The following is an 18,018-nucleotide window of genomic DNA, read 5'->3' on the forward strand; positions in this document are numbered from 1 at the left end:
ACGGAGGAGATGATTTACGACAACAGCGGCGTGCGCCGCCAGGACCGGCTGCTGACCGAAGCCGAAGCGCGCGGGCTTCTTGCCGCGGGCGAATACGGCGTGCTCTCGATGTGCGACGGCGGAAAGGCCTACGGCATTCCCGTGAACTACGTGTGGGACGGCAACGGGAGCCTCTACATCCACTGCGCCCCCGAGGGGCGGAAGCTGCGCTGTCTCGAAGCCGCGCCGCAGGTCTCGTTCTGCGTGACGGGCCGCACGCACGTGGTGCCCGAACGCTTCACGACGGCCTACGAAAGCGTCGTCGCGGAGTGCGAGGCGCACCTCGGGCTGCCCGAAGCGGAGCGCATGCGGGCGCTGGAACTGCTCGTGGCGAAATATGCCCCGGAGCTGAAGGCCATCGGCCGCAAGTATGCCGAGAAGTCGTTCCACCGCACGCAGATCATCCGCCTCGACATCCGCACCTTCAGCGGCAAATGCAAGCGCGTGGCGCTCTGATGCGCCGCCTTCGGGCATTCCGCCACCGGGCGGCCGAAAAGACGCCCGCACGGAAAGATTGCCCACCCGAAAACTGCCGGCACGGAAACGTCCCGGCGGCAGCCGCTGCGGCGACAACGCGGTCAGCATCCGCAACGACATACGAAAGAACCCCTGCCTCGGATGCGGCAGGGGTTTTCGTTTTCGGGAAAGGGAGATTCCGTCCTCCTATTTGCGGCCGAAAAGGCGTTCGCGCAGGGAGAAGTTCGCACATTTCTCCGCAAAGGCCTCGTACTCGGCCTGCAGCGAGGTCATCAGCTCATGCACGGTCTGTATCTTCTCGGCCCGCCACGCATTCGCCCCGCAGAAGGCGTAGCCGTTGCGGAGCTTCCCGCGGAAGGCGTTGTAGAGTGCCAGCATGATGCAGTAGGGGCTGTGCGTGACGTCGCACGTCCGGATGCAGTCGAACGGGCAGTTCTTCGGACGCTTGAGCCCCTCCCGCACCCGGTCGAGGAACGAGTTGCGGATGGCGCGCCCGGGCATGCCGACCGGGCTCTGGATAATCTCGATATCCTCGGGCCGGGCGTCGATGTAGCTCTGCTTGAAGGCCGGATCGGCATCACACTCCTCCGTCGTCACGAAGCGCGTGCCCAGCTGCACACCCTCGGCGCCCAGCGCCATGATGCGGTAGATGTCCTCACCGGTGTAGATGCCGCCCCCGGCAATGACCGGGATGTGGCAGCCGTGCTCCGCCCCGAAGGCGCGGACTTCGGCCACGACCTCCGGGACAATCGCCTCGAGCGCATAGTGCTCGTCGGTAATCTGCTCGGCCTTGTAGCCGAGGTGGCCGCCGGCCTTCGGGCCCTCGACGACAATGGCGTCGGGGATGTAGCGGTACTCCGAGAACCACTTGCGGCAGAGCAGCGCCGCAGCCCGCGCCGACGAGACAATCGGGGCCAGCTTCGTGCGGGCCCCCTCCGTCAGAAACGACGGCAGGTTGAGCGGAAGCCCCGCCCCCGAGAAGATGATGTCGGCACGCTCGGCAACGGCCGTGCGCACCATGTCGGCGAAGTTCGACATGGCGACCATGACATTCACGCCGATGATGCCGCGCGTCGCTTCGCGCGCCTTGCGCAGCTCCTGCTTCAGTCCCCAGACCGAGGCTTCGCGATAGTCCTTCGAATAGTCGTTGTAGATGGCCCCGAGGCCTGCCGACGAGATGACGCCGATACCGCCCTCGCGCGCCACGGCCGACGAGAGTCCCGACAGGGAGATGCCGACGCCCATGCCGCCCTGCACAATGGGTACCGGGGCGAGCAAATCGCCGATTTTCAATGCTTTCATGTCCGTATGTGATATTAGTAACCTAACCGGCCCCAAAGATAGGAATTTCCGGACGAAAAATTATGTCATTCGGAATAATTCACATCACAGAAAGCGCACGCCCCGCAGTCGGCGGCGGCTGCGGTCGGCCGCTTCGCGTTCGACGATACCCGTGACGACGTCGGCGGCATCGTGCCAGCGGTTGGCGCGGAACGTGCGGCGGTAGGTGGTCAGATGACCGTACAGCTCGGGCCAGCGCAGCGCCCACCCGCGCGGGAAACGCACCAGATGGAGTACCGTGGCGGCATTCGAGAGGATGCGGGCCTCCTTGTTGCCGCTCTGGTGGAACCACTCGACCCGCACGTCGGGCGCCAGCGCCTGCACGGCGCGTGCGAAGCCGCGGCCGCCGTTGTTGCTCTCGACGGCCGCCTGCCGCGTGTCGGAGCGCACGAACATCTCGGCGACGAGCCGCTCGGTCACCTCCATCGGATCGCGTGTGTAGACGGCGTCGGTAATGTAGATCACGCCGTCGACGTCGACCACGTAGGCGAGCGAGCAGAGGTAGTCGTCGCCCGTGTCGGCCGTGTCGGTGTAGCTGGCGCGGCGGACGATCTCGCGCGGCAGGGTGTCGTACTCGGCGAAGTGCAGGCCGTAGAGTAGCCCTTCGCGGGCCGTGGGATGCCCCTGGTACATCGCCTCGAACTGCAGCGGGTCGAGCCGCCGCTTCGCCGCGAGCAGCGCCGCACCCTGCTGCTCTTCCCACAGCGCCTCCCCCTCGGCGCGGGGGTCCAGCTCCGTGGGCGGCGAGGCCTTGAGCGCCTCGAAGTTCAGGTGGAGCCAGCCCCCGGCAGGCGGCGCATCGAGCTGTGCCCACGTGTGCAGCGCCTCGACCGGTTCGCGTGCCGCGATCGAACCGATGAGGTCCTCCTCGTGCCAGCGCGTGAAGACGACCAGCTCGCGCGAGCGGTTGTGCATGCGCGTGCGGACGACCGAGGTGTACCACTCCCAGCAGTTGGCGCGCACGAGCGGCGAGTTGGCCTCCATGGCATCCTTGTAGAGGTCGTCGAGGATGAAGCAGTCGACCCGGTTGCCCGTCAGCGAGCCCTCGCGCCCGACGGAGAGCAGGCTGCCGCGGCGCCCGATGATCTCGACCTCGTCGGCCGTGCGGATGTAGCTCGGCGGCCGGGTCCCCTGCTTGATTGTCGTGGCAGGGAAAAAGGCCCCGTACTCGCGCGAGTCGAGGATGCGCTGCACGCGGCGGTTGAACTTCGAGGCCAGCGCCCCGGAGTAGGAGGCGATCGCCACGCGGCAGTCGGGATCGAGCCCCAGCAGGTAGGCCGGAAGCAGCGTCGTGGCCCCGACGCTCTTGCCGTGCTGGGGCGGCATGGTGACGATGAGCCGCGGGATGCGCCCCTGCGCAAAGGCCTCCAGCACGCGGTAGTAGACCCGATGGAAGGGTTGCAGTTCGAGAAAGGGATAGACCGTCTGCGCAAAGTCCGCAAAAGTGGGCAGCGCGGTGGCCTGAACCGGACCGCCTGCGCTGCCGGATTCAGGTCCGGAGAGCGGTTCGGACGCGGAGATGGGCCCGGAGGCAGGGTCGGGAACATCCCCGGAGCCGACACCCGAAGCGGAGCGGGAACCGGTGTCGGGATCGGGCCGGGGCTCCGGTTGGGTTCGGGATTTGGACCGGGATTTGGATTGAGACCCGGATTGAGAGGCCGCTTTGGACCGCGACCGGGATTTGCGGGCGGGTCGGGAATCGGAAGCGGCCGCAGATGCTGCGCCGGAGGCGGCCACAGGCACCGCATCGGAAGCGGTCGCAGGCGCCGCGCCGGAGGCGACTGCGGCGGACGAAGGGTCCGGGAGACTTCCGGACACGGAAACCCCTGCGGAGGGGTTCTCCGCAGAGGTCGGGACGGTTGGTTTGTCCATGAAAAGAGAAAATTGAGTGGTGAAAACCCGGTGCGCGGCGCCGCGGCGGGAGGTTTTCCAGAAAGGTTCCGGCAGGTCGCGCCGAACCCGCAGAGGGGAAGAGGCCGGAACGGAGAGACCGCGATGAGCGGACGGAAAGAGGACGTAGGGGCCCACGGGCACCGCCTCGCGGCGGGCACGCATGCCCTACAGCCAGCGTTTCAGCTCGGAGAACGAGAAGTCGTTGAGCCGTTCTCCCCCGTCGCCGACGGTGTGGAACTCCCACCACACGGGCACGAGGTCCGCAACGGCGTTCGCCTCGCCCTCGGGGTAGGAAACCCGCCGGCGGTAGACGATCACCGACGCCGTGAGGCGGCAGTCGGTCCCGTCGAACGGAAAGCAGAGCGACCCGGAAAAGTAGTTCTCCGAACCGATGGCCTCCACGAGCCGTCCGGCAGTCTCCCGGTAAAGTTCAGGTGATACGGAATAGATCATTGGACGTGATGTTTTTTCGCAAAAACGATTTGCGGATCGGAATAAATTGTTTAACTTTGCAGGACAAAGATAAGTTCAAATTTTGAATTTTGTACAAAAAAGTTAAAAATATTTTATATAATATTTTCCAATAGAAAATTATGAACGAACGGGTAAAGTTGATACGCAAGCAGCTCGGCATGACGCAGGAGCAACTAGCACAGCGACTTGGCATCGGCAAGGCGGCGCTTTCGATGATCGAGACGGGCAAGGCGGGGCTGTCGGCCCGCAACCGCAACATGCTGGTTCAGGAATTGAACGTCAATCCCGAGTGGCTCGAGACGGGCGAGGGCGAAATGTTCAACGCCGAGCCCGACCTGACGGCCTACATGCGCCGCACGGACAATTCGGTGCCGCTGCAGAGCGTGCCCCTCTACTCGATCGAGGGGACCGCGGGGCTCGTGCCGCTCTTCACGGACCGTTCGCAGACCAAGCCCGTGAACTTCATCCACATCCCCAACCTGCCGAAGTGCGACGGGGCGATCTATATCGTCGGCGACTCGATGTACCCGCTGCTCAAGAGCGGCGACATCGTGCTCTACAAGCAGCTGCACGACCTGAACGACATCTTTTGGGGCGACATGTACCTGCTTTCGATCGACATGGACGGCGAGGAGTACGTCACGGTCAAATACATCCAGAAGTCCGACCGCGAAGGCTACGTCAGGCTCGTGAGCCAGAACCCCCACCACGCCGACAAGGAGGTGGCCATGTCGCGCATCCGGGCCCTGGCGCTCGTGAAGGCGAGCATCCGCATGAACTCCATGCGGTGAGCGGTGGCGGCTCCGCAGGATACCGCCCGTCCCGCCGCGGGAGAATGCAACTTATATATATAGGGGCGGAGCGGCCCCATCCCCCCCGCACACAGACCGGCTCCGGAACGTGAAACACGACAGCAGGCCCTGTCGCGCGGATGACGTGCGGCACCGCACAAATGGCTGTAAATTAAATCCGATTTTGCATACGCAATTCGGATTTTTTTCTTATCTTTGCAAAGATAGAATTGGTTAGCCAATTTCAAGCAAAGGAGAAAACCAGAAAACAAAAATCCATAACACGATGAAAACCAACTACGAAATCCGTTACGCAGCCCATCCCGAGGATGCGAAACATTACGACACGGCGCGTCTGCGCCGCGACTTCCTCATCGAGAAGGTCTTTGCGGCCGACGAGGTCAACATGGTCTACTCGATGTACGACCGCATGCTCGTGGGCGGCGCCATGCCGGTCAAGGAGGTGCTCAAGCTCGAGGCCATCGACCCGCTGAAGGCCCCCTGCTTCCTCACGCGCCGTGAGATGGGTATCTTCAACGTCGGCGGCAAGGGCGTCGTCAAGGCCGGCGATGCCGTCTTCGAACTCGACTACAAGGAGGCCCTCTACCTCGGTTCGGGCGACCGCGAGGTGACCTTCGAAAGCGTCGACGCCGCACACCCCGCCAAGTTCTACTTCAACTCCGTGACGGCCCACCGCAACTACCCCGACAGGAAGGTTACGAAGGCCGACGCCGTGGTGGCGCACATGGGCTCACTCGAGTACTCGAACGACCGCGACATCAACAAGATGCTCGTCACGCAGGTACTGCCGACGTGCCAGCTGCAGATGGGCATGACCGAACTGCGCCCGGGCAGTGTCTGGAACACGATGCCGGCCCACGTGCACTCGCGCCGCATGGAGGCCTACTTCTACTTCGAGGTACCCGAGGACCAGGCCGTCTGCCACTTCATGGGCCAGGTCGACGAGACGCGCCACATCTGGATGAAGGGCGACCAGGCCGTGCTCTCGCCCGAGTGGTCGATCCACAGCGCCGCCGCCACGCACAACTACACCTTCATCTGGGGCATGGGCGGCGAGAACCTCGACTACGGAGACCAGGACTTCTCGAAAATCACCGATCTGAAATAAACCGATTCAAAACATCAATACACCTATGGTAAACTTTTCATTGGAAGGTAAGGTGGCACTCGTAACGGGTGCTTCTTACGGCATCGGATTCGCGCTGGCTACGGCCTTCGCACGGCAGGGCGCCAAAATCGTCTTCAACGACATCAAGCAGGAGCTCGTCGACAAGGGCCTGGCAGCCTACAAGGCCGAGGGCATCGAGGCCAAGGGCTACGTCTGCGACGTCACGAACGAGGAGCAGGTCAACGCCATGGTTGCACAGATCGAGAAGGAGGTCGGCGTAATCGACATTCTGGTCAACAACGCCGGCATCATCAAGCGCATCCCGATGACGGAGATGACCGCCGCCGAGTTCCGCCAGGTGATCGACATCGACCTCAACGGTCCGTTCATCGTATCGAAGGCCGTCATTCCGTCGATGATCAAGAAGGGCCACGGCAAGATCATCAACATCTGCTCGATGATGTCGGAGCTGGGCCGCGAGACCGTATCGGCCTATGCTGCCGCAAAGGGCGGTCTGAAGATGCTTACGCGCAACATCGCCTCGGAGTACGGCGAGTACAACATCCAGTGCAACGGCATCGGCCCGGGCTACATCGCCACGCCGCAGACCGCACCGCTGCGCGAGCGTCAGGCTGACGGTTCGCGCCACCCGTTCGACTCGTTCATCGTAGCGAAGACGCCGGCTGCCCGCTGGGGCACGCCCGAAGACCTGATGGGTCCGGCCGTCTTCCTCGCTTCGGACGCTTCGGATTTCGTCAACGGCCACATCCTCTACGTGGACGGCGGTATTCTGGCCTACATCGGCAAGCAGCCGCAGTAGTCGGCCCTCAGGGGAGAGGGTGAGCAGCCCGCCGCGCCGAATGGCCGGCCTCTCTCGTCGGGCCGTCTTTTCATCCGGCCCGACGAGAGAGGCCGCAAGCCGTACTACCCTGCCGACAACAGCATGCCGGGACCTTTTCGGGTCCCGGCATTTTTTTCTATCCCCGGAGCGGCCGCAGCAAGGCCCGCAGGCGGAGCGACACGCCGCCCGCAGGTCAGCAGAAGGCGGCGATCAGCACCGGGACGCTCACCTCGAGGACAATCCCGTGCAGCAGCGCCTGCGGCACGACCTGCCGGTCGCCGGCACAGCGGACAATCATCGGCAGGCAGACATCCATCGAGTTGATCCCGGCCACCGAGATCGGGGCGAGCCGCCCGCCCCAGCGGGCAAAGAGCGGCAGGAAGAGCAGCGCGACCATCTCGCGGACCACATTGGCCACGAGGGCTACGGTCGCCAGTTCGGCAGCTCCGTCCACCCCGAGCGTCGCGCTCTTCATCTCGGCGATGAGCACCGACGAGAGCGAATAATAGCCGAATCCGCTGCCGACGGCCAGGCAGTCGGTCAGCCCCCGCCCGGCAAAGAGCCACACCCCGGCGGCCGAGAAGAGCAGCGACCCGACAATGGTGCAGAGCGGCAGGAGCAGCAACCGCAAATCGAACCCGCGCAGCAGCTGCGGCAGGTCATCCCCGGCCCCGAGCCCCATGCCGGCCAGAAAGACCAGCGCAGAGAGCAGCAGCATGGGCAGCCCCGAGGCCAGCAGCCACGCCGGAACAAGCCCGGCAACGCCGAGCAGCAGCCCCGCCAGAAAGGCGGCGAATACAGGCAGCGACTCCATCATCCCCTTCATCGCGCACCTCCTTTCCGGGTAAGCAGGCGCCGCGCAACACGCACGGCACAGAGGCTTCCGGTCACACCCAGCAGGGCGAAGACCACGGCCTGCAGGCCGAAGCGCGAGAGCGACGCAATGAGCTCGCGGTTCGCGCCGATCGAGGCTCCGAAGACGAAAAGCAGGGCGACGACGGCCGCACGGGTGCCATAGCCCGAGAGCCGGACGACGGGACGGCAGCGCAGCAGATACCCTGCACCGATTCCCGACAACAGAAACAACAGTATGCGGAACATGGTTGACTGACTTTTTGAGGCCGCCGGGCGCAGCGCAATCCGCCCCGGACCGCAGACACTCAAAGCGGCCGTGAAACAATGAAAAAAGACTCGAAAAGGGAGAAGCCACCGCCGGCCGGCGACACGTCGCCCCGGCCGCGGTTCAAGCCAGTCAGATAAAGCCGCTGAACCAGTGGACATGCACGAGCGTGAAGGCGCGCGCCACGACGCACCGTGCTCCGAAATAGATATGTCCACCCGAGAATCGCATGGTCCAAAATTTTTGCGGCTGCAAAGATAGCTATTCGCCGCGAAATTTCCAAATACCAGAAGCCCCCGCACCCGTATCGGCCACACTTGCGCCCGGGCGGAACACCCCTCACTACTTATTCACAGCGGCACGGCACCAGACAATCGTCCGCAACCTGCCGCGACAGCTGCACCGGAAGAAAAAACGGCACAAAAAGTTTCAATCCATTAAAATTTTTTGCGTTTTATTAGCAATATAACAATAAATTCATATATTTGTGTTATCGTTTTTAAAACCAAACCCAAAACTAACATGAACGAAAACATGGTGCGGGAGTTGCAGGACGTCGTGATTCGCTTTTCGGGCGACTCGGGCGACGGCATGCAGCTCACGGGCACGCTCTTCTCCGACACTTCGGCGCTGCTGGGAAACGGCATCTCGACCTTCCCCGACTACCCCGCCGAAATCCGGGCCCCGCAGGGAACCGTCGCGGGCGTCTCGGGATTCCAGGTCCATTTCGGCAACCGCCGCGAACTCAATCCCGGTGACTACTGCGATGTGCTGGTGGCCATGAACCCCGCGGCCCTGAAGGCCAACCGCAAATGGCTCAAGCCCGGCGCCACGGTGATCCTCGACGGGGACTCGCTCACCGAGGAGCACCTCAAGAAGGCCGGATTCGCCACGACGGACCCCATTGCCGAGCTCAAGCTCGACGAGTACAACGTCGTCATCCCCGACATCACCACCATGACGCGCGAGGCGCTCAAGGAGACGGGACTCGACAACCGGGCCATCGTCAAGTGCAAGAACATGTTTGCCCTGGGCATCTGCTTCTGGCTCTTCGAGCGTCCCGAGGACCACGCCTACAAGTACCTCGAAACGAAATTCGCCAAAAAGAACCCCGCCATCGCCGCCGCCAACAAACTGGCGATCGACGCGGGATACAACTATGCGGCCAACACCCACCAGTTCGCCAACAACTACCGCGTGGCGCCGGCCAAGCTCGAAAAGGGCACCTACCGCTCCATCAGCGGCAACGTCGCCACGGCATGGGGTCTGTGCGCCGCCGCCGAGAAGGCCGGGCTGCCGCTCTTCTGCGGTTCGTACCCCATCACCCCGGCGACGGTCATCCTCGAGGAGCTGGCCAAGCGCAAGGACCTCGGCGTGAAGACCGTACAGGCCGAGGATGAAATCGCCGGCATCTGCACGGCCATCGGCGCCGCCTACGCCGGCAACTTCGCCGTGACGACCACCTCGGGACCGGGTCTTTCGCTCAAGAGCGAGGCGCTGGGCCTGGCCGTCATGACCGAGCTGCCGCTCGTCGTCGTCGACGTACAGCGCGGCGGCCCCTCGACGGGTCTGCCGACCAAGACCGAGCAGAGCGACCTGCTGCAGGTCCTCTACGGCCGCAACGGTGAGTGCCCGGTGATCGTCGTGGCCGCCTCGTCGCCGAGCGACTGCTTCCACTACGCCTTCGAGGCGGGACGTCTGGCCATGGAGCACATGACGCCCGTCGTGCTGCTCACCGACGGCTTCATCGCCAACGGCTCGGAGCCGTGGCGCATCCCCTCGATGAAGGACTACCCGACGATCTGCCCGCCGATCGTCGACGAGGCCCCCGAAGGCGGCTTCATGCCCTACGTGCGCAACGAGAAGCTCGTGCGCGGCTGGGCCTTCCCCGGCAAGACGGGCCTTGAGCACCGCGTGGGCGGTCTGGAGAAGGACAGCATCAAGGGTTCGATCTCACACGACCCTGCCAACCACCAGAAGATGGTCGACACGCGCGCCGCAAAGGTGGCCCGCGTCGCCGAGGACATTCCCGAGCAGACGGTCTGGGGCGACCCCGAAGGCGACCTGCTGGTTGTCGGCTGGGGCGGCACGCGCGGACATTTGCAGAATGCCGTCGACGAGCTGCGCCGCGAAGGCAAACGCGTCTCGCTCTGCCACTTCAACTACATCAACCCGCTGCCGCGCGGCGTGCGCGAGATCTTCGCCCGCTTCCGCCGCATCGTGGTCTGCGAATTGAACGAAGGGCAGTTCGCCTCCTACCTGCGCTCCTCGCTGCAGGAGTTCCGCTACGAACAGTACAACAAGTGCGAAGGCCAGCCCTTCACGGTGGTCGAGCTTCGCGACAAATTTGAATCCTTATTGAAATAACGCCATGGCAGACTTCAAATACACCCCTGCGGATTTCAAAAGCGACCAGGAGGTACGCTGGTGCCCCGGCTGCGGCGACCACGCCATCCTGAACGCCGTGCAGCGCGCACTGCCCGAGATCGCCGACCGCACGGACACGCCCCACAACCTCTTCACGTTCGTATCGGGCATCGGCTGTTCGTCGCGCTTCATCTACTACATGAAGACCTTTGGCTTCCACTCGATCCACGGCCGCGCCAACGCCGTGGCGACGGGCGTCAAGGTGGCCAACCCGCGCCTCGCGGTGTGGGTGACGACCGGTGACGGCGACTCGCTGGCCATCGGCGGCAACCACTTCATCCACGCCATCCGCCGCAACGTCGACCTGAACGTCATCCTCTTCAACAACGAGATTTACGGTCTGACCAAGGGCCAGTACTCCCCCACCTCGAAGCTGGGCAAGATCACCAAGACCTCGCCCTACGGCACGGTCGAAAAGCCCTTCAACCCGGGCGAGCTGGTCATCGGCGCCAAGGGTACGTTCTTCGCCCGCACGGTCGACATGGAGGTCAACCTCTCGAAGGAGTGCCTCGTGGCCGCCGCGATGCACAAGGGCATGTCGGTGGTCGAAGCGTTGCAGAACTGCGTGATCTTCAACGACAAGACCCATGCGGCATACGCCGGCGACAAGGCTACGCGCGCCGAGCACACGATCACGCTGCGCCACGGCGAGAAGATGCTCTTCGGCGCCAACAGGGAGAAGGGCCTCGTCTTCGAGAACATGAAACTCAAGGTCGTGACCGTCGGACAGGACGGCTACACGATCGACGACATCCTGACGCACGACGCACACGAGCGCGACACGACGCTGCACGTGATGCTCGCCGCGATGAAGTACCCGGACTATCCGGTGGCGCTCGGCGTGATCCGCGCCGTGGAGGACGACGCCGTCTACGACCTGGCCGTCGAACGGCAGGTCGAGGAGGTGAAGGCCGCCAGCAAGATCCACTCGGTGGACGAGCTGCTCCACTCGGGCGAGACCTGGGAGGTCGAGTAATCACCTGCTTGTTCCGCGGGTCCGCGGGTCGGCCGACATCCCGGCACGGCAGTTTACGCGCGGGCTGCGGCCACAAGGTTCGAGGGGCGAGGAGCCGGGAGCTGGGAGCTGGGCTAAAGTCATCCGCAGCCCCGAAGATACAGACACTGAAAACGACGAAACGGGCTTTTTCGGGTCCGTTTCGTCGTTTTGTCTGCCGGGACGACGGCATCGGAAGGGGCTACTTCTTGAGCAGCACCTCGTCGATGATGCGGCGCATCTGTGAGATGTCCATGGCGCCGGTGGCGTGCTGCGGATCACCGCCGCGCGGGATGAAGAGGAAGGTCGGGATGCTCCGCACGCCGAACAGGGCCGCGAGCCGCTGCTCCTTGTCGACATCGACCTTGTAGATGCGCACGCGGCCTTCGTATTCGTCGGCCAGCGTCTCCATCACGGGCGCCATCATCTTGCAGGGTCCGCACCACGTGGCGTAAAAGTCGATCACCGCGGGCAGGTCGCCCTCATACTTCCATCGGGTGGGGTTCTTCTCGTAGTCGTAAATCAGTTTGCGGAACTCCGCCGCATTCAATTCCATCGCTTTCATAGTCGTTTCGTTTTTCGATCCGGAGCGGTTCTGCGCACAGGCCGTTACACCGAGCAGGGCGAAGAGCGCCGCGAATGCCGTTTTTATGTTTTTCATGTTTCGTTTTTGTTTTCAGTGCAAAGATCGGACATTTCCGTCGTCGGGGAAATGGACAAACCGCCGGAAAGGTTGGCGATTCTTCCCGCATGCGCATCCGTTGAAAAAAAATCGGCTAATTTTCGGCAGACGCTTGCAGGAATCAAAAAGATGACTTATATTTGCACCCGCAAAGGGGGATTAGCTCAGCTGGCTAGAGCGCTTGCATGGCATGCAAGAGGTCACGAGTTCGAATCTCGTATTCTCCACTCAAACGCTCGCAATCTGTTGGATATCAACAAGTTGCGAGCGTTTTCACATAAACGGGCGGGACAGAAACGGGACAGGACATTTTCACCGAATCGCCTTCTTATAGTCTGATATCAATATTTCTACATTTTTGTCCGGATTCCGTGCACGAAAATGTAAAAAAATGTCGCTTGTCAGAACCGCGCGAAGCAAAGCGCTCGACGAAATTCTCTCGTACACCTATCCACGGCTGCATACCGGCTCCTGCTGGTATATCAGTTTCTACGCCTTCGACCCGGCAAGGGGCGAAATGCGACGCAAGCGCATCAAGATCAATCCGGCCGGCAGGACGGTATTGTAGCATCAATTTCACAAATAATAGAAAAATATCCATTAATATATTTTGCAAACAATAGAAAAATATCTATCTTTGCACTGTCAAACAAGTACTGGAATAGAATCGGGCGAATTGCAAAAGCTAATCCTCGCAAACGGATGGCGAATCGTCCGACAAAGCGGAAGCCACGTGATCCATGAGAAAAGACGGAGACAGGTCCCTGACTGCGTTTCACGGAGGCAAAGAAGAGGATATACCGGGCTTGAAAAAATCAAACGGGAAATGGGGCTGAAATAGGTCCTTCCGTAAAAACAAAATAGGAGGGGTACCGGTTGCCTTTTCCCATATAAGGATAGTATAAGAAGCATGGCAATAAGAAAGATTGAAGCTGTTATTGAAAAGAACAGCGACGGCGGATTCAGCGCCCGTTGTACCGACGAGATGTTTTCCGGCATGGGCGATACAGCTGAAGCAGCCAAAGAGGATATGAAACAATCCATCCGCCACTTTGTCGAATCAAGCCGCAAGGACGGGTATCAATACCCGGCATGGCTCGACGGGGAATACGAGATCGTGTATAGGTTCGACACCCAATCGCTGCTCCAGTATTACGCCGGGATCATCACCCCGGCCGCTTTGGGGCGCTTGTCCGGAATCAATCCCAAACAACTCTGGAGCTATGCCCACGGGAAATCCAAGCCGCGGGGAGCCCAGGTGAAACGAATCGAAAAGGCCCTGCATAAACTGGGAGCCGAACTATCATCCATCTCTTTGTAGTATTTGTTTGACAGCTTTTCTATAAAGAGAGCGCCCCGGCCTTTCGGTCGGGGTTTTCCATGTCGGGACCCCATGCAGGAATGACGACAAGTCCTCCGGACCCGCCGTTTTACCGACACTCCGATGTGAATCCCGCCCGGCCGTATCCGGAACAAAAAATCCGCGCACGCCCCGCACAACCGATATTTTTTATACCTTTGTATACGGCAAACAAATCGGAGTCGGGCGCCATGAACCATTTAATGTACAGCTACTCATTATGTATCGCACTGCCGTTGATGTTATTTTTCGGTTTTTACTTCCTGTTCGCCAGGACACCCGACAAAGCCATCTTCGATAACTATCTGCGGTCCCGGCGGATCATGGGAGCAGCCATGCTGCTGCTTGCCGCCAACTATTCGGCCCATTTCTTCTTCGAAATCAGGTTTCAGAACGTCAATGCCGCCATATTGATCAACCTGACCACCTATTTTCTGTGCTACTGGCTCTTCAGTTCGGCCCTCATCTCGCTGCTCGACCGGTTCTACATCACCCCGCGCCGCACGTGGACGCACATCGGCCAATGGGCCCTCTTTTCCATCCTGTCCGCCATCGTACTGCTGCTGCTGCCGGAAGGGACGATCCAGAGAATCGGGATGTTCGCAATGGCCCTGTGGCTGGTCGTCTACGGGCTTGTCCTGGCACGCAGGCTGCTGCGGGCCTACCACCGCGCCGTCAGGCTCTTCGACAACACGCATTCGGACGACATCGGAGCCTATATCCGGTGGTTGTCCGTCTTCACCTACTGGGCGCTCATATTCGGTGTCGGCTGCGGCTTGCTGACATTCCTGCCCGACAGCTGCATCTTCATCTGGATTCTCTCCTCCGTTCCGTTCTATATCTACCTGTTCCACTGCTATCAGAACTACCTGCTCTTCTACGAGCAGGTGGAAAACGCAATGGAGACCGAAATCTCCTCCGAAGCGGAGTTCCTCGACGACGCACCCGAAGAGCCGAAGGAGCCGGCAGCGCCGTCGTGCTACGCCGAAATCGCCGGCAAGATCAGGGAGTGGATCCGCACGGACGCTATCTGCATCCGGGGCTGACGATAAAGGACCTTTCGGAGATTCTGCACACGAACCGCACCTATCTTTCGGGATACATCAAAACGGCATACGGGCTTTCGTTCCGCGACTGGATCACCGGGCTTCGCATGGAGTATGCGAAGCAGCGGCTGCTCGGGGCGCAGCAGCAGACCATCGCCGAGATTTCGGAGAATTCGGGATTCATGTCTCCGAGCCATTTCATGCGGATATTCAAGGAAAAGGAGGGGTGTTCGCCTGCAAAATGGCGGAAAGCACAGGCTGAAAAAAGTGTCCAAACGACAAAAATATGCCCAAACGACAAAATAAAAACGCCCCAAACAACAAAATTGTGCGATCCCGACAAATAGCACAGTTTTTGTAATAAAATATAGCGAATATCTCGATTATTTTTGCTTATTTTATCTGTTCGGAATCCGGAATGGAATACCAAAAACAGATAAAATATGGGCAAACGAATCTTTCTTTTCATCTGTCTGCTGGGGCTGACGACAACGTCTCTTCCGGCCTCGGCACAGCCAAAATCCGACACCACCTACCTGTTCCGCTTCGTACCGGGGGATGACATGTTCTATGTACCCTGGAACGGAAACGACGAGGAGCTGGAGCGCCTGCTTGACTGCGTGGCGCGATACCGCGACCCCATTCTGAACGGAGACATACCCGTGGAGGTCGTCGGCTGCAGCCGTTCGGCCGCCGACCCATCCGGGGACCTCGCCATAGCGAAAATCCGCGCCAACCGCGTCAAGACGGAGCTGATCCTGCGCGGAGGGCTTACCGAAGCATGCTTCAGGACGAAGAACCGCACGACGGGCGGGAACTGCGTGACGGTGCGCATCGTCATCCCGGCCAAGCCCGCCGCCGAACCGGCCCCGACACCGGCTCCTGCACCCGAGCCGGCCGCGAAGCCCGCGGAGGAGACATCCGCCGCGCCGGCGCCGCAGCCTGCCGGGACCTCCGGGACCGAGGCCCTTGCGCCCGTGCTGGAGGAGCCTGACGACACGCCGGCAGCCGCAGCGGCGGGGCCGCGCACGACGGGGCTCTCCGTGCGCACGAACCTGCTGCGGTGGGTGACGCTCACGCCCGACCTGGGTATCGAGTACCGCATCGCGGAGCGCTGGAGCGTGCAGGTGAACGGCAGCTGGACGTCGCTGACGTGGCGTGACAAGGAGCGCCGTTATGCACTGTGGGAGGTGGCACCCGAAGCCCGACATTATATAGGTGCGCAGAAGCGCGGCTACGTGGGCGCGATGTTCAAGGTCGGACAGTTCAACTACAAGCTCTCCGACACGGGCCGCCAGGGCAATCTCGTGGGCGGCGGCGTGACGGGCGGTTACGTCCTGCCGTTGAGCAAGTCCGTATCGCTCGATTTCACGGTAGGTCTGGGCTGCCTGCATGCCGACTACGACAAATACGTGGTCATCGACGGTGTCCGGGTACGCCGCGGCGCCGCGACGACGAACTGGTGGGGACCCGTGAATGCGGGCGTAAGTCTTGTGTGAAACCTGTTTTAACGTTAGAAGATTATGAAAAACATGCGATTCATACCGATTTCAACCGTTGCCGCAGCGGTCGTGCTGCTGGCAACCTCCTGCGTGAAGAACACGCTCTACAACACGCCGCACCCCAACCACGGGAAGATTGCGGTCACGGTCGACTGGAGCGGCCGCGGCGCGGGTCTCGACCTGCCGGCGCTGTGGATGGTGTCGCTGGGCGACTATACGGGTACGGAGCGCTCGGCCACGCACGCTCCCGAGCAGCTTTTCACGCCGGGAGAGTATACGCTTGCGGCGTGGAACCCCATGGAGAAGATCGCCGTCGCCGGCACCACGGCCACCGTCGCGACGGTTCCGGGCAACGGGTCTGCTGCGAGGTCGTTCATCGAGCCGCGGCCGGTGTGGTTCTTCACCAGCGTGCAGCAGGTGCAGATCGAGAAGGACAAGGACCACACCTTCACGGCCGTGATGCGGCAGCAGACGCGTGAGCTGACCCTCGTCGTCGAGCCTGTGGGCGACGCCGCCGACCGCATTACGGAGATTGTCGCCTGCCTGACGGGGGCGGCCGGGACGCTGGACTTCGCCACCGACACCCACGGCACCCCTTCGAACGTGGCGCTCGACTTCACGAAGATCACCTCCGGCGACGATGCCGGCAAGTGGACGGCCACGGTGCGGCTGCTGGGTGTGGCCGGGACGTCACAGCAGCTGCAGGGCGAAGTCCGCTATGCGGAGGGCAACCCGCTTCCCACGACGCTGACGAGCGACCTGACGGCGGCACTCAAGGAGTTCAACGCGAAGAAGACCGAGCCGCTGACGCTGGGCGGCACGCTTGTGGAGACGCCCGAAGAGGCGGAGTTCCCGGGCGCCGAAATCAACGGCTGGGAAGAGATCGAGAGCGGAGAAGTAAATGCCGAGATGTAAATGCCGGGATGTAAACGGCGATAGAACCGATAAATAAACAATTAAAGCATAGATACCATGAAAACGAGATTTTTGGTTTTGGCGGCGTGTGCGCTGGCATGCGCAGCCTGCAACAACGGCAACGACGAGAACCCGGACAACGGTCCCGTAGCCGCCCGGTTTATATCCGACATCACGTCTGCCACCCGCGCCAGCGGAACCACGTGGGACAACGGCGACTGCATCGGCATCACCGGTGCGGGCTACAAGAACATTCCCTATGTGACGGAAGGGGACGGCAATTTCGTCCCGAAGGGCATGGCCATCTTCTACAACAACACTAATGACAACATCTTCAGCGCCTACTATCCCTATAAGGATGACAGCGAACTGACGAATGGTAAGATAACCGCCACGGCGGACGCCGCGGCGCAACAGGATCAGCCATCCATCGACTTCCTCTTTGCCTCGGGAGCCACGGGCAGCACCCACAACCCGGAGGTGGAGTTCACCGACAAAACGAAGGAAGGCGCCCGGACAACTCCTTCCACCACTGCATGAGCCAAATCACCCTTACCTTCGAGGCGGGCAACGGCGTGGATTTCAGTCGGGTCAAGCCCGACAAATACACGCTGGGCGGAGTGAAATTCACCGGTACGTTCGACCCGGCTGACGGTACTGCCGCCGCAAGCGACGAGGCGCAGGCCGGATCGCTGGCCATGGAACTGACTGGCGGCAGCCTCACGTCGTCGGTCATTCTCTTCCCGCAGACGGTGGCATCGCTGCCGTTGGTTGTGAATTACAACAACGAGGAATATTATGCCACGCTCACCGTGCCCGAAGGCGCACTGAAGGCGGGCAACAACTATACCTATCCGGTCAGGATAAACAACCGCGACCTCGAAGTCAGCGGAGCCACGATTGCAGCGTGGAACGACGTACCGGCCGACGGCGAATATAATGCCGACCTGTAATCAGATACGAACCGATAAACGATAAGGGATATGA

At 61.4% G+C, this 18,018-nt stretch carries 16 protein-coding genes, 1 tRNA gene and 2 pseudogenes; 13 read left to right on the forward strand and 6 right to left on the reverse strand.

Features of this window, described 5'->3' with window-relative positions; translation table 11 throughout:
* The first annotated feature begins 9 nt into the window (after window positions 1-9).
* Complete coding sequence (locus Q1Y33_RS02465; protein ID WP_300797922.1) at window positions 10-495, forward strand: pyridoxamine 5'-phosphate oxidase family protein; 486 nt, start codon at window positions 10-12, stop codon at window positions 493-495.
* Window positions 496-702: 207 nt separating this feature from the next.
* Here Q1Y33_RS02465 and Q1Y33_RS02470 read toward each other — a convergent pair whose 3' ends face one another.
* The 3 genes from Q1Y33_RS02470 to Q1Y33_RS02480 all read right to left on the reverse strand — a co-directional run bounded on the left by Q1Y33_RS02470 (window position 703) and on the right by Q1Y33_RS02480 (window position 4,203).
* Window positions 703-1,818, reverse strand: coding sequence for a nitronate monooxygenase (locus Q1Y33_RS02470; protein WP_300797924.1), 1,116 nt, complete (start codon window positions 1,816-1,818; stop codon window positions 703-705).
* Between the two features lie 84 nt (window positions 1,819-1,902).
* Window positions 1,903-3,231 carry a phage terminase large subunit gene (gene terL / locus Q1Y33_RS02475; protein WP_363322788.1) on the reverse strand — a complete coding sequence of 443 codons (1,329 nt, stop codon included), beginning with the start codon at window positions 3,229-3,231 and terminating at the stop codon, window positions 1,903-1,905.
* A gap of 684 nt (window positions 3,232-3,915) precedes the next feature.
* Window positions 3,916-4,203 (reverse strand): hypothetical protein, encoded by a 288-nt coding sequence (locus Q1Y33_RS02480; protein WP_300797927.1) that lies wholly within the window; start codon window positions 4,201-4,203, stop codon window positions 3,916-3,918.
* A gap of 140 nt (window positions 4,204-4,343) precedes the next feature.
* Between Q1Y33_RS02480 and Q1Y33_RS02485 the strand changes: the two genes are divergently transcribed.
* From Q1Y33_RS02485 to Q1Y33_RS02495, 3 genes are all read left to right on the forward strand, one after another.
* A complete protein-coding gene (locus tag Q1Y33_RS02485; RefSeq protein WP_300797929.1) occupies window positions 4,344-5,015 on the forward strand; it encodes a helix-turn-helix domain-containing protein in 672 nt (223 codons plus the stop codon).
* Window positions 5,016-5,301: 286 nt separating this feature from the next.
* Window positions 5,302-6,144, forward strand: coding sequence for a 5-dehydro-4-deoxy-D-glucuronate isomerase (kduI, locus tag Q1Y33_RS02490; RefSeq protein ID WP_300797931.1), 843 nt, complete (start codon window positions 5,302-5,304; stop codon window positions 6,142-6,144).
* Window positions 6,145-6,169: 25 nt separating this feature from the next.
* Entirely contained in the window at window positions 6,170-6,964 is a 795-nt protein-coding gene (locus Q1Y33_RS02495; protein WP_300797933.1) for a gluconate 5-dehydrogenase, read from the forward strand.
* Between the two features lie 214 nt (window positions 6,965-7,178).
* Here the strand turns inward: Q1Y33_RS02495 and Q1Y33_RS02500 are convergent, their stop codons facing one another.
* Window positions 7,179-7,811, reverse strand: a complete 633-nt coding sequence (locus Q1Y33_RS02500; protein WP_363322789.1) for a lysine exporter LysO family protein — start codon at window positions 7,809-7,811, stop codon at window positions 7,179-7,181.
* Window positions 7,808-8,086, reverse strand: coding sequence for a LysO family transporter (locus Q1Y33_RS02505; RefSeq protein WP_300797935.1), 279 nt, complete (start codon window positions 8,084-8,086; stop codon window positions 7,808-7,810). Before Q1Y33_RS02505 ends, Q1Y33_RS02500 begins: the two co-directional genes overlap by 4 nt.
* A 541-nt stretch (window positions 8,087-8,627) precedes the next feature.
* Here Q1Y33_RS02505 and Q1Y33_RS02510 point away from each other — a divergent pair.
* Both Q1Y33_RS02510 and Q1Y33_RS02515 read left to right on the forward strand, forming a co-directional pair.
* A complete protein-coding gene (locus tag Q1Y33_RS02510; protein WP_300797937.1) occupies window positions 8,628-10,472 on the forward strand; it encodes a 2-oxoacid:acceptor oxidoreductase subunit alpha in 1,845 nt (614 codons plus the stop codon).
* Window positions 10,473-10,476: 4 nt separating this feature from the next.
* Window positions 10,477-11,508, forward strand: a complete 1,032-nt coding sequence (locus Q1Y33_RS02515) for a 2-oxoacid:ferredoxin oxidoreductase subunit beta (protein ID WP_300797939.1) — start codon at window positions 10,477-10,479, stop codon at window positions 11,506-11,508.
* A 220-nt stretch (window positions 11,509-11,728) separates the two neighbouring features.
* Here the strand turns inward: Q1Y33_RS02515 and trxA are convergent, their stop codons facing one another.
* Window positions 11,729-12,187 (reverse strand): thioredoxin, encoded by a 459-nt coding sequence (gene trxA / locus Q1Y33_RS02520; RefSeq protein ID WP_300797941.1) that lies wholly within the window; start codon window positions 12,185-12,187, stop codon window positions 11,729-11,731.
* 174 nt (window positions 12,188-12,361) lie between these two features.
* Between trxA and Q1Y33_RS02525 the strand changes: the two genes are divergently transcribed.
* The 7 genes and pseudogenes from Q1Y33_RS02525 (at window position 12,362) to Q1Y33_RS02555 (ending at window position 17,984) form a co-directional block, all read left to right on the forward strand.
* A tRNA-Ala gene (locus tag Q1Y33_RS02525) sits at window positions 12,362-12,435 on the forward strand.
* Window positions 12,436-12,599: 164 nt separating this feature from the next.
* Window positions 12,600-12,776, forward strand: a complete 177-nt coding sequence (locus Q1Y33_RS02530; RefSeq protein ID WP_300797943.1) for a hypothetical protein — start codon at window positions 12,600-12,602, stop codon at window positions 12,774-12,776.
* Between the two features lie 342 nt (window positions 12,777-13,118).
* Window positions 13,119-13,529 (forward strand): hypothetical protein, encoded by a 411-nt coding sequence (locus Q1Y33_RS02535; RefSeq protein WP_300797945.1) that lies wholly within the window; start codon window positions 13,119-13,121, stop codon window positions 13,527-13,529.
* Window positions 13,530-13,759: 230 nt separating this feature from the next.
* Window positions 13,760-14,877: pseudogene (locus Q1Y33_RS02540) on the forward strand (AraC family transcriptional regulator); the annotation flags it as partial.
* Between the two features lie 180 nt (window positions 14,878-15,057).
* Window positions 15,058-16,113 carry a DUF3575 domain-containing protein gene (locus tag Q1Y33_RS02545; RefSeq protein WP_300797947.1) on the forward strand — a complete coding sequence of 352 codons (1,056 nt, stop codon included), beginning with the start codon at window positions 15,058-15,060 and terminating at the stop codon, window positions 16,111-16,113.
* Between the two features lie 24 nt (window positions 16,114-16,137).
* On the forward strand, window positions 16,138-17,031 hold the full coding sequence (locus tag Q1Y33_RS02550) for a FimB/Mfa2 family fimbrial subunit (RefSeq protein WP_300797949.1): 894 nt from the start codon (window positions 16,138-16,140) through the stop codon (window positions 17,029-17,031).
* A 57-nt stretch (window positions 17,032-17,088) separates the two neighbouring features.
* Window positions 17,089-17,984: pseudogene (locus Q1Y33_RS02555) on the forward strand (fimbrillin family protein).
* Window positions 17,985-18,018: the final 34 nt, after the last annotated feature.

Source organism: uncultured Alistipes sp. (assembly GCF_949296715.1).
Lineage (GTDB): Bacteria > Bacteroidota > Bacteroidia > Bacteroidales > Rikenellaceae > Alistipes.

Excerpts from the sequence above, each read along its gene's own strand:
- Q1Y33_RS02465 (WP_300797922.1), top strand. The coding sequence starts at position 10 with ATGATTTACGACAACAGCGGCGTGCGCCGCCAGGACCGGCTGCTGACC.
- Q1Y33_RS02470 (WP_300797924.1), bottom strand. The coding sequence starts at position 1,818 with ATGAAAGCATTGAAAATCGGCGATTTGCTCGCCCCGGTACCCATTGTG.
- Q1Y33_RS02480 (WP_300797927.1), bottom strand. The coding sequence starts at position 4,203 with ATGATCTATTCCGTATCACCTGAACTTTACCGGGAGACTGCCGGACGG.
- Q1Y33_RS02485 (WP_300797929.1), top strand. The coding sequence starts at position 4,344 with ATGAACGAACGGGTAAAGTTGATACGCAAGCAGCTCGGCATGACGCAG.
- kduI (WP_300797931.1), top strand. The coding sequence starts at position 5,302 with ATGAAAACCAACTACGAAATCCGTTACGCAGCCCATCCCGAGGATGCG.
- Q1Y33_RS02495 (WP_300797933.1), top strand. The coding sequence starts at position 6,170 with ATGGTAAACTTTTCATTGGAAGGTAAGGTGGCACTCGTAACGGGTGCT.
- Q1Y33_RS02500 (WP_363322789.1), bottom strand. The coding sequence starts at position 7,811 with ATGAAGGGGATGATGGAGTCGCTGCCTGTATTCGCCGCCTTTCTGGCG.
- Q1Y33_RS02505 (WP_300797935.1), bottom strand. The coding sequence starts at position 8,086 with ATGTTCCGCATACTGTTGTTTCTGTTGTCGGGAATCGGTGCAGGGTAT.
- Q1Y33_RS02510 (WP_300797937.1), top strand. The coding sequence starts at position 8,628 with ATGAACGAAAACATGGTGCGGGAGTTGCAGGACGTCGTGATTCGCTTT.
- Q1Y33_RS02515 (WP_300797939.1), top strand. The coding sequence starts at position 10,477 with ATGGCAGACTTCAAATACACCCCTGCGGATTTCAAAAGCGACCAGGAG.
- trxA (WP_300797941.1), bottom strand. The coding sequence starts at position 12,187 with ATGAAAAACATAAAAACGGCATTCGCGGCGCTCTTCGCCCTGCTCGGT.
- Q1Y33_RS02530 (WP_300797943.1), top strand. The coding sequence starts at position 12,600 with ATGTCGCTTGTCAGAACCGCGCGAAGCAAAGCGCTCGACGAAATTCTC.
- Q1Y33_RS02535 (WP_300797945.1), top strand. The coding sequence starts at position 13,119 with ATGGCAATAAGAAAGATTGAAGCTGTTATTGAAAAGAACAGCGACGGC.
- Q1Y33_RS02545 (WP_300797947.1), top strand. The coding sequence starts at position 15,058 with ATGGGCAAACGAATCTTTCTTTTCATCTGTCTGCTGGGGCTGACGACA.
- Q1Y33_RS02550 (WP_300797949.1), top strand. The coding sequence starts at position 16,138 with ATGAAAAACATGCGATTCATACCGATTTCAACCGTTGCCGCAGCGGTC.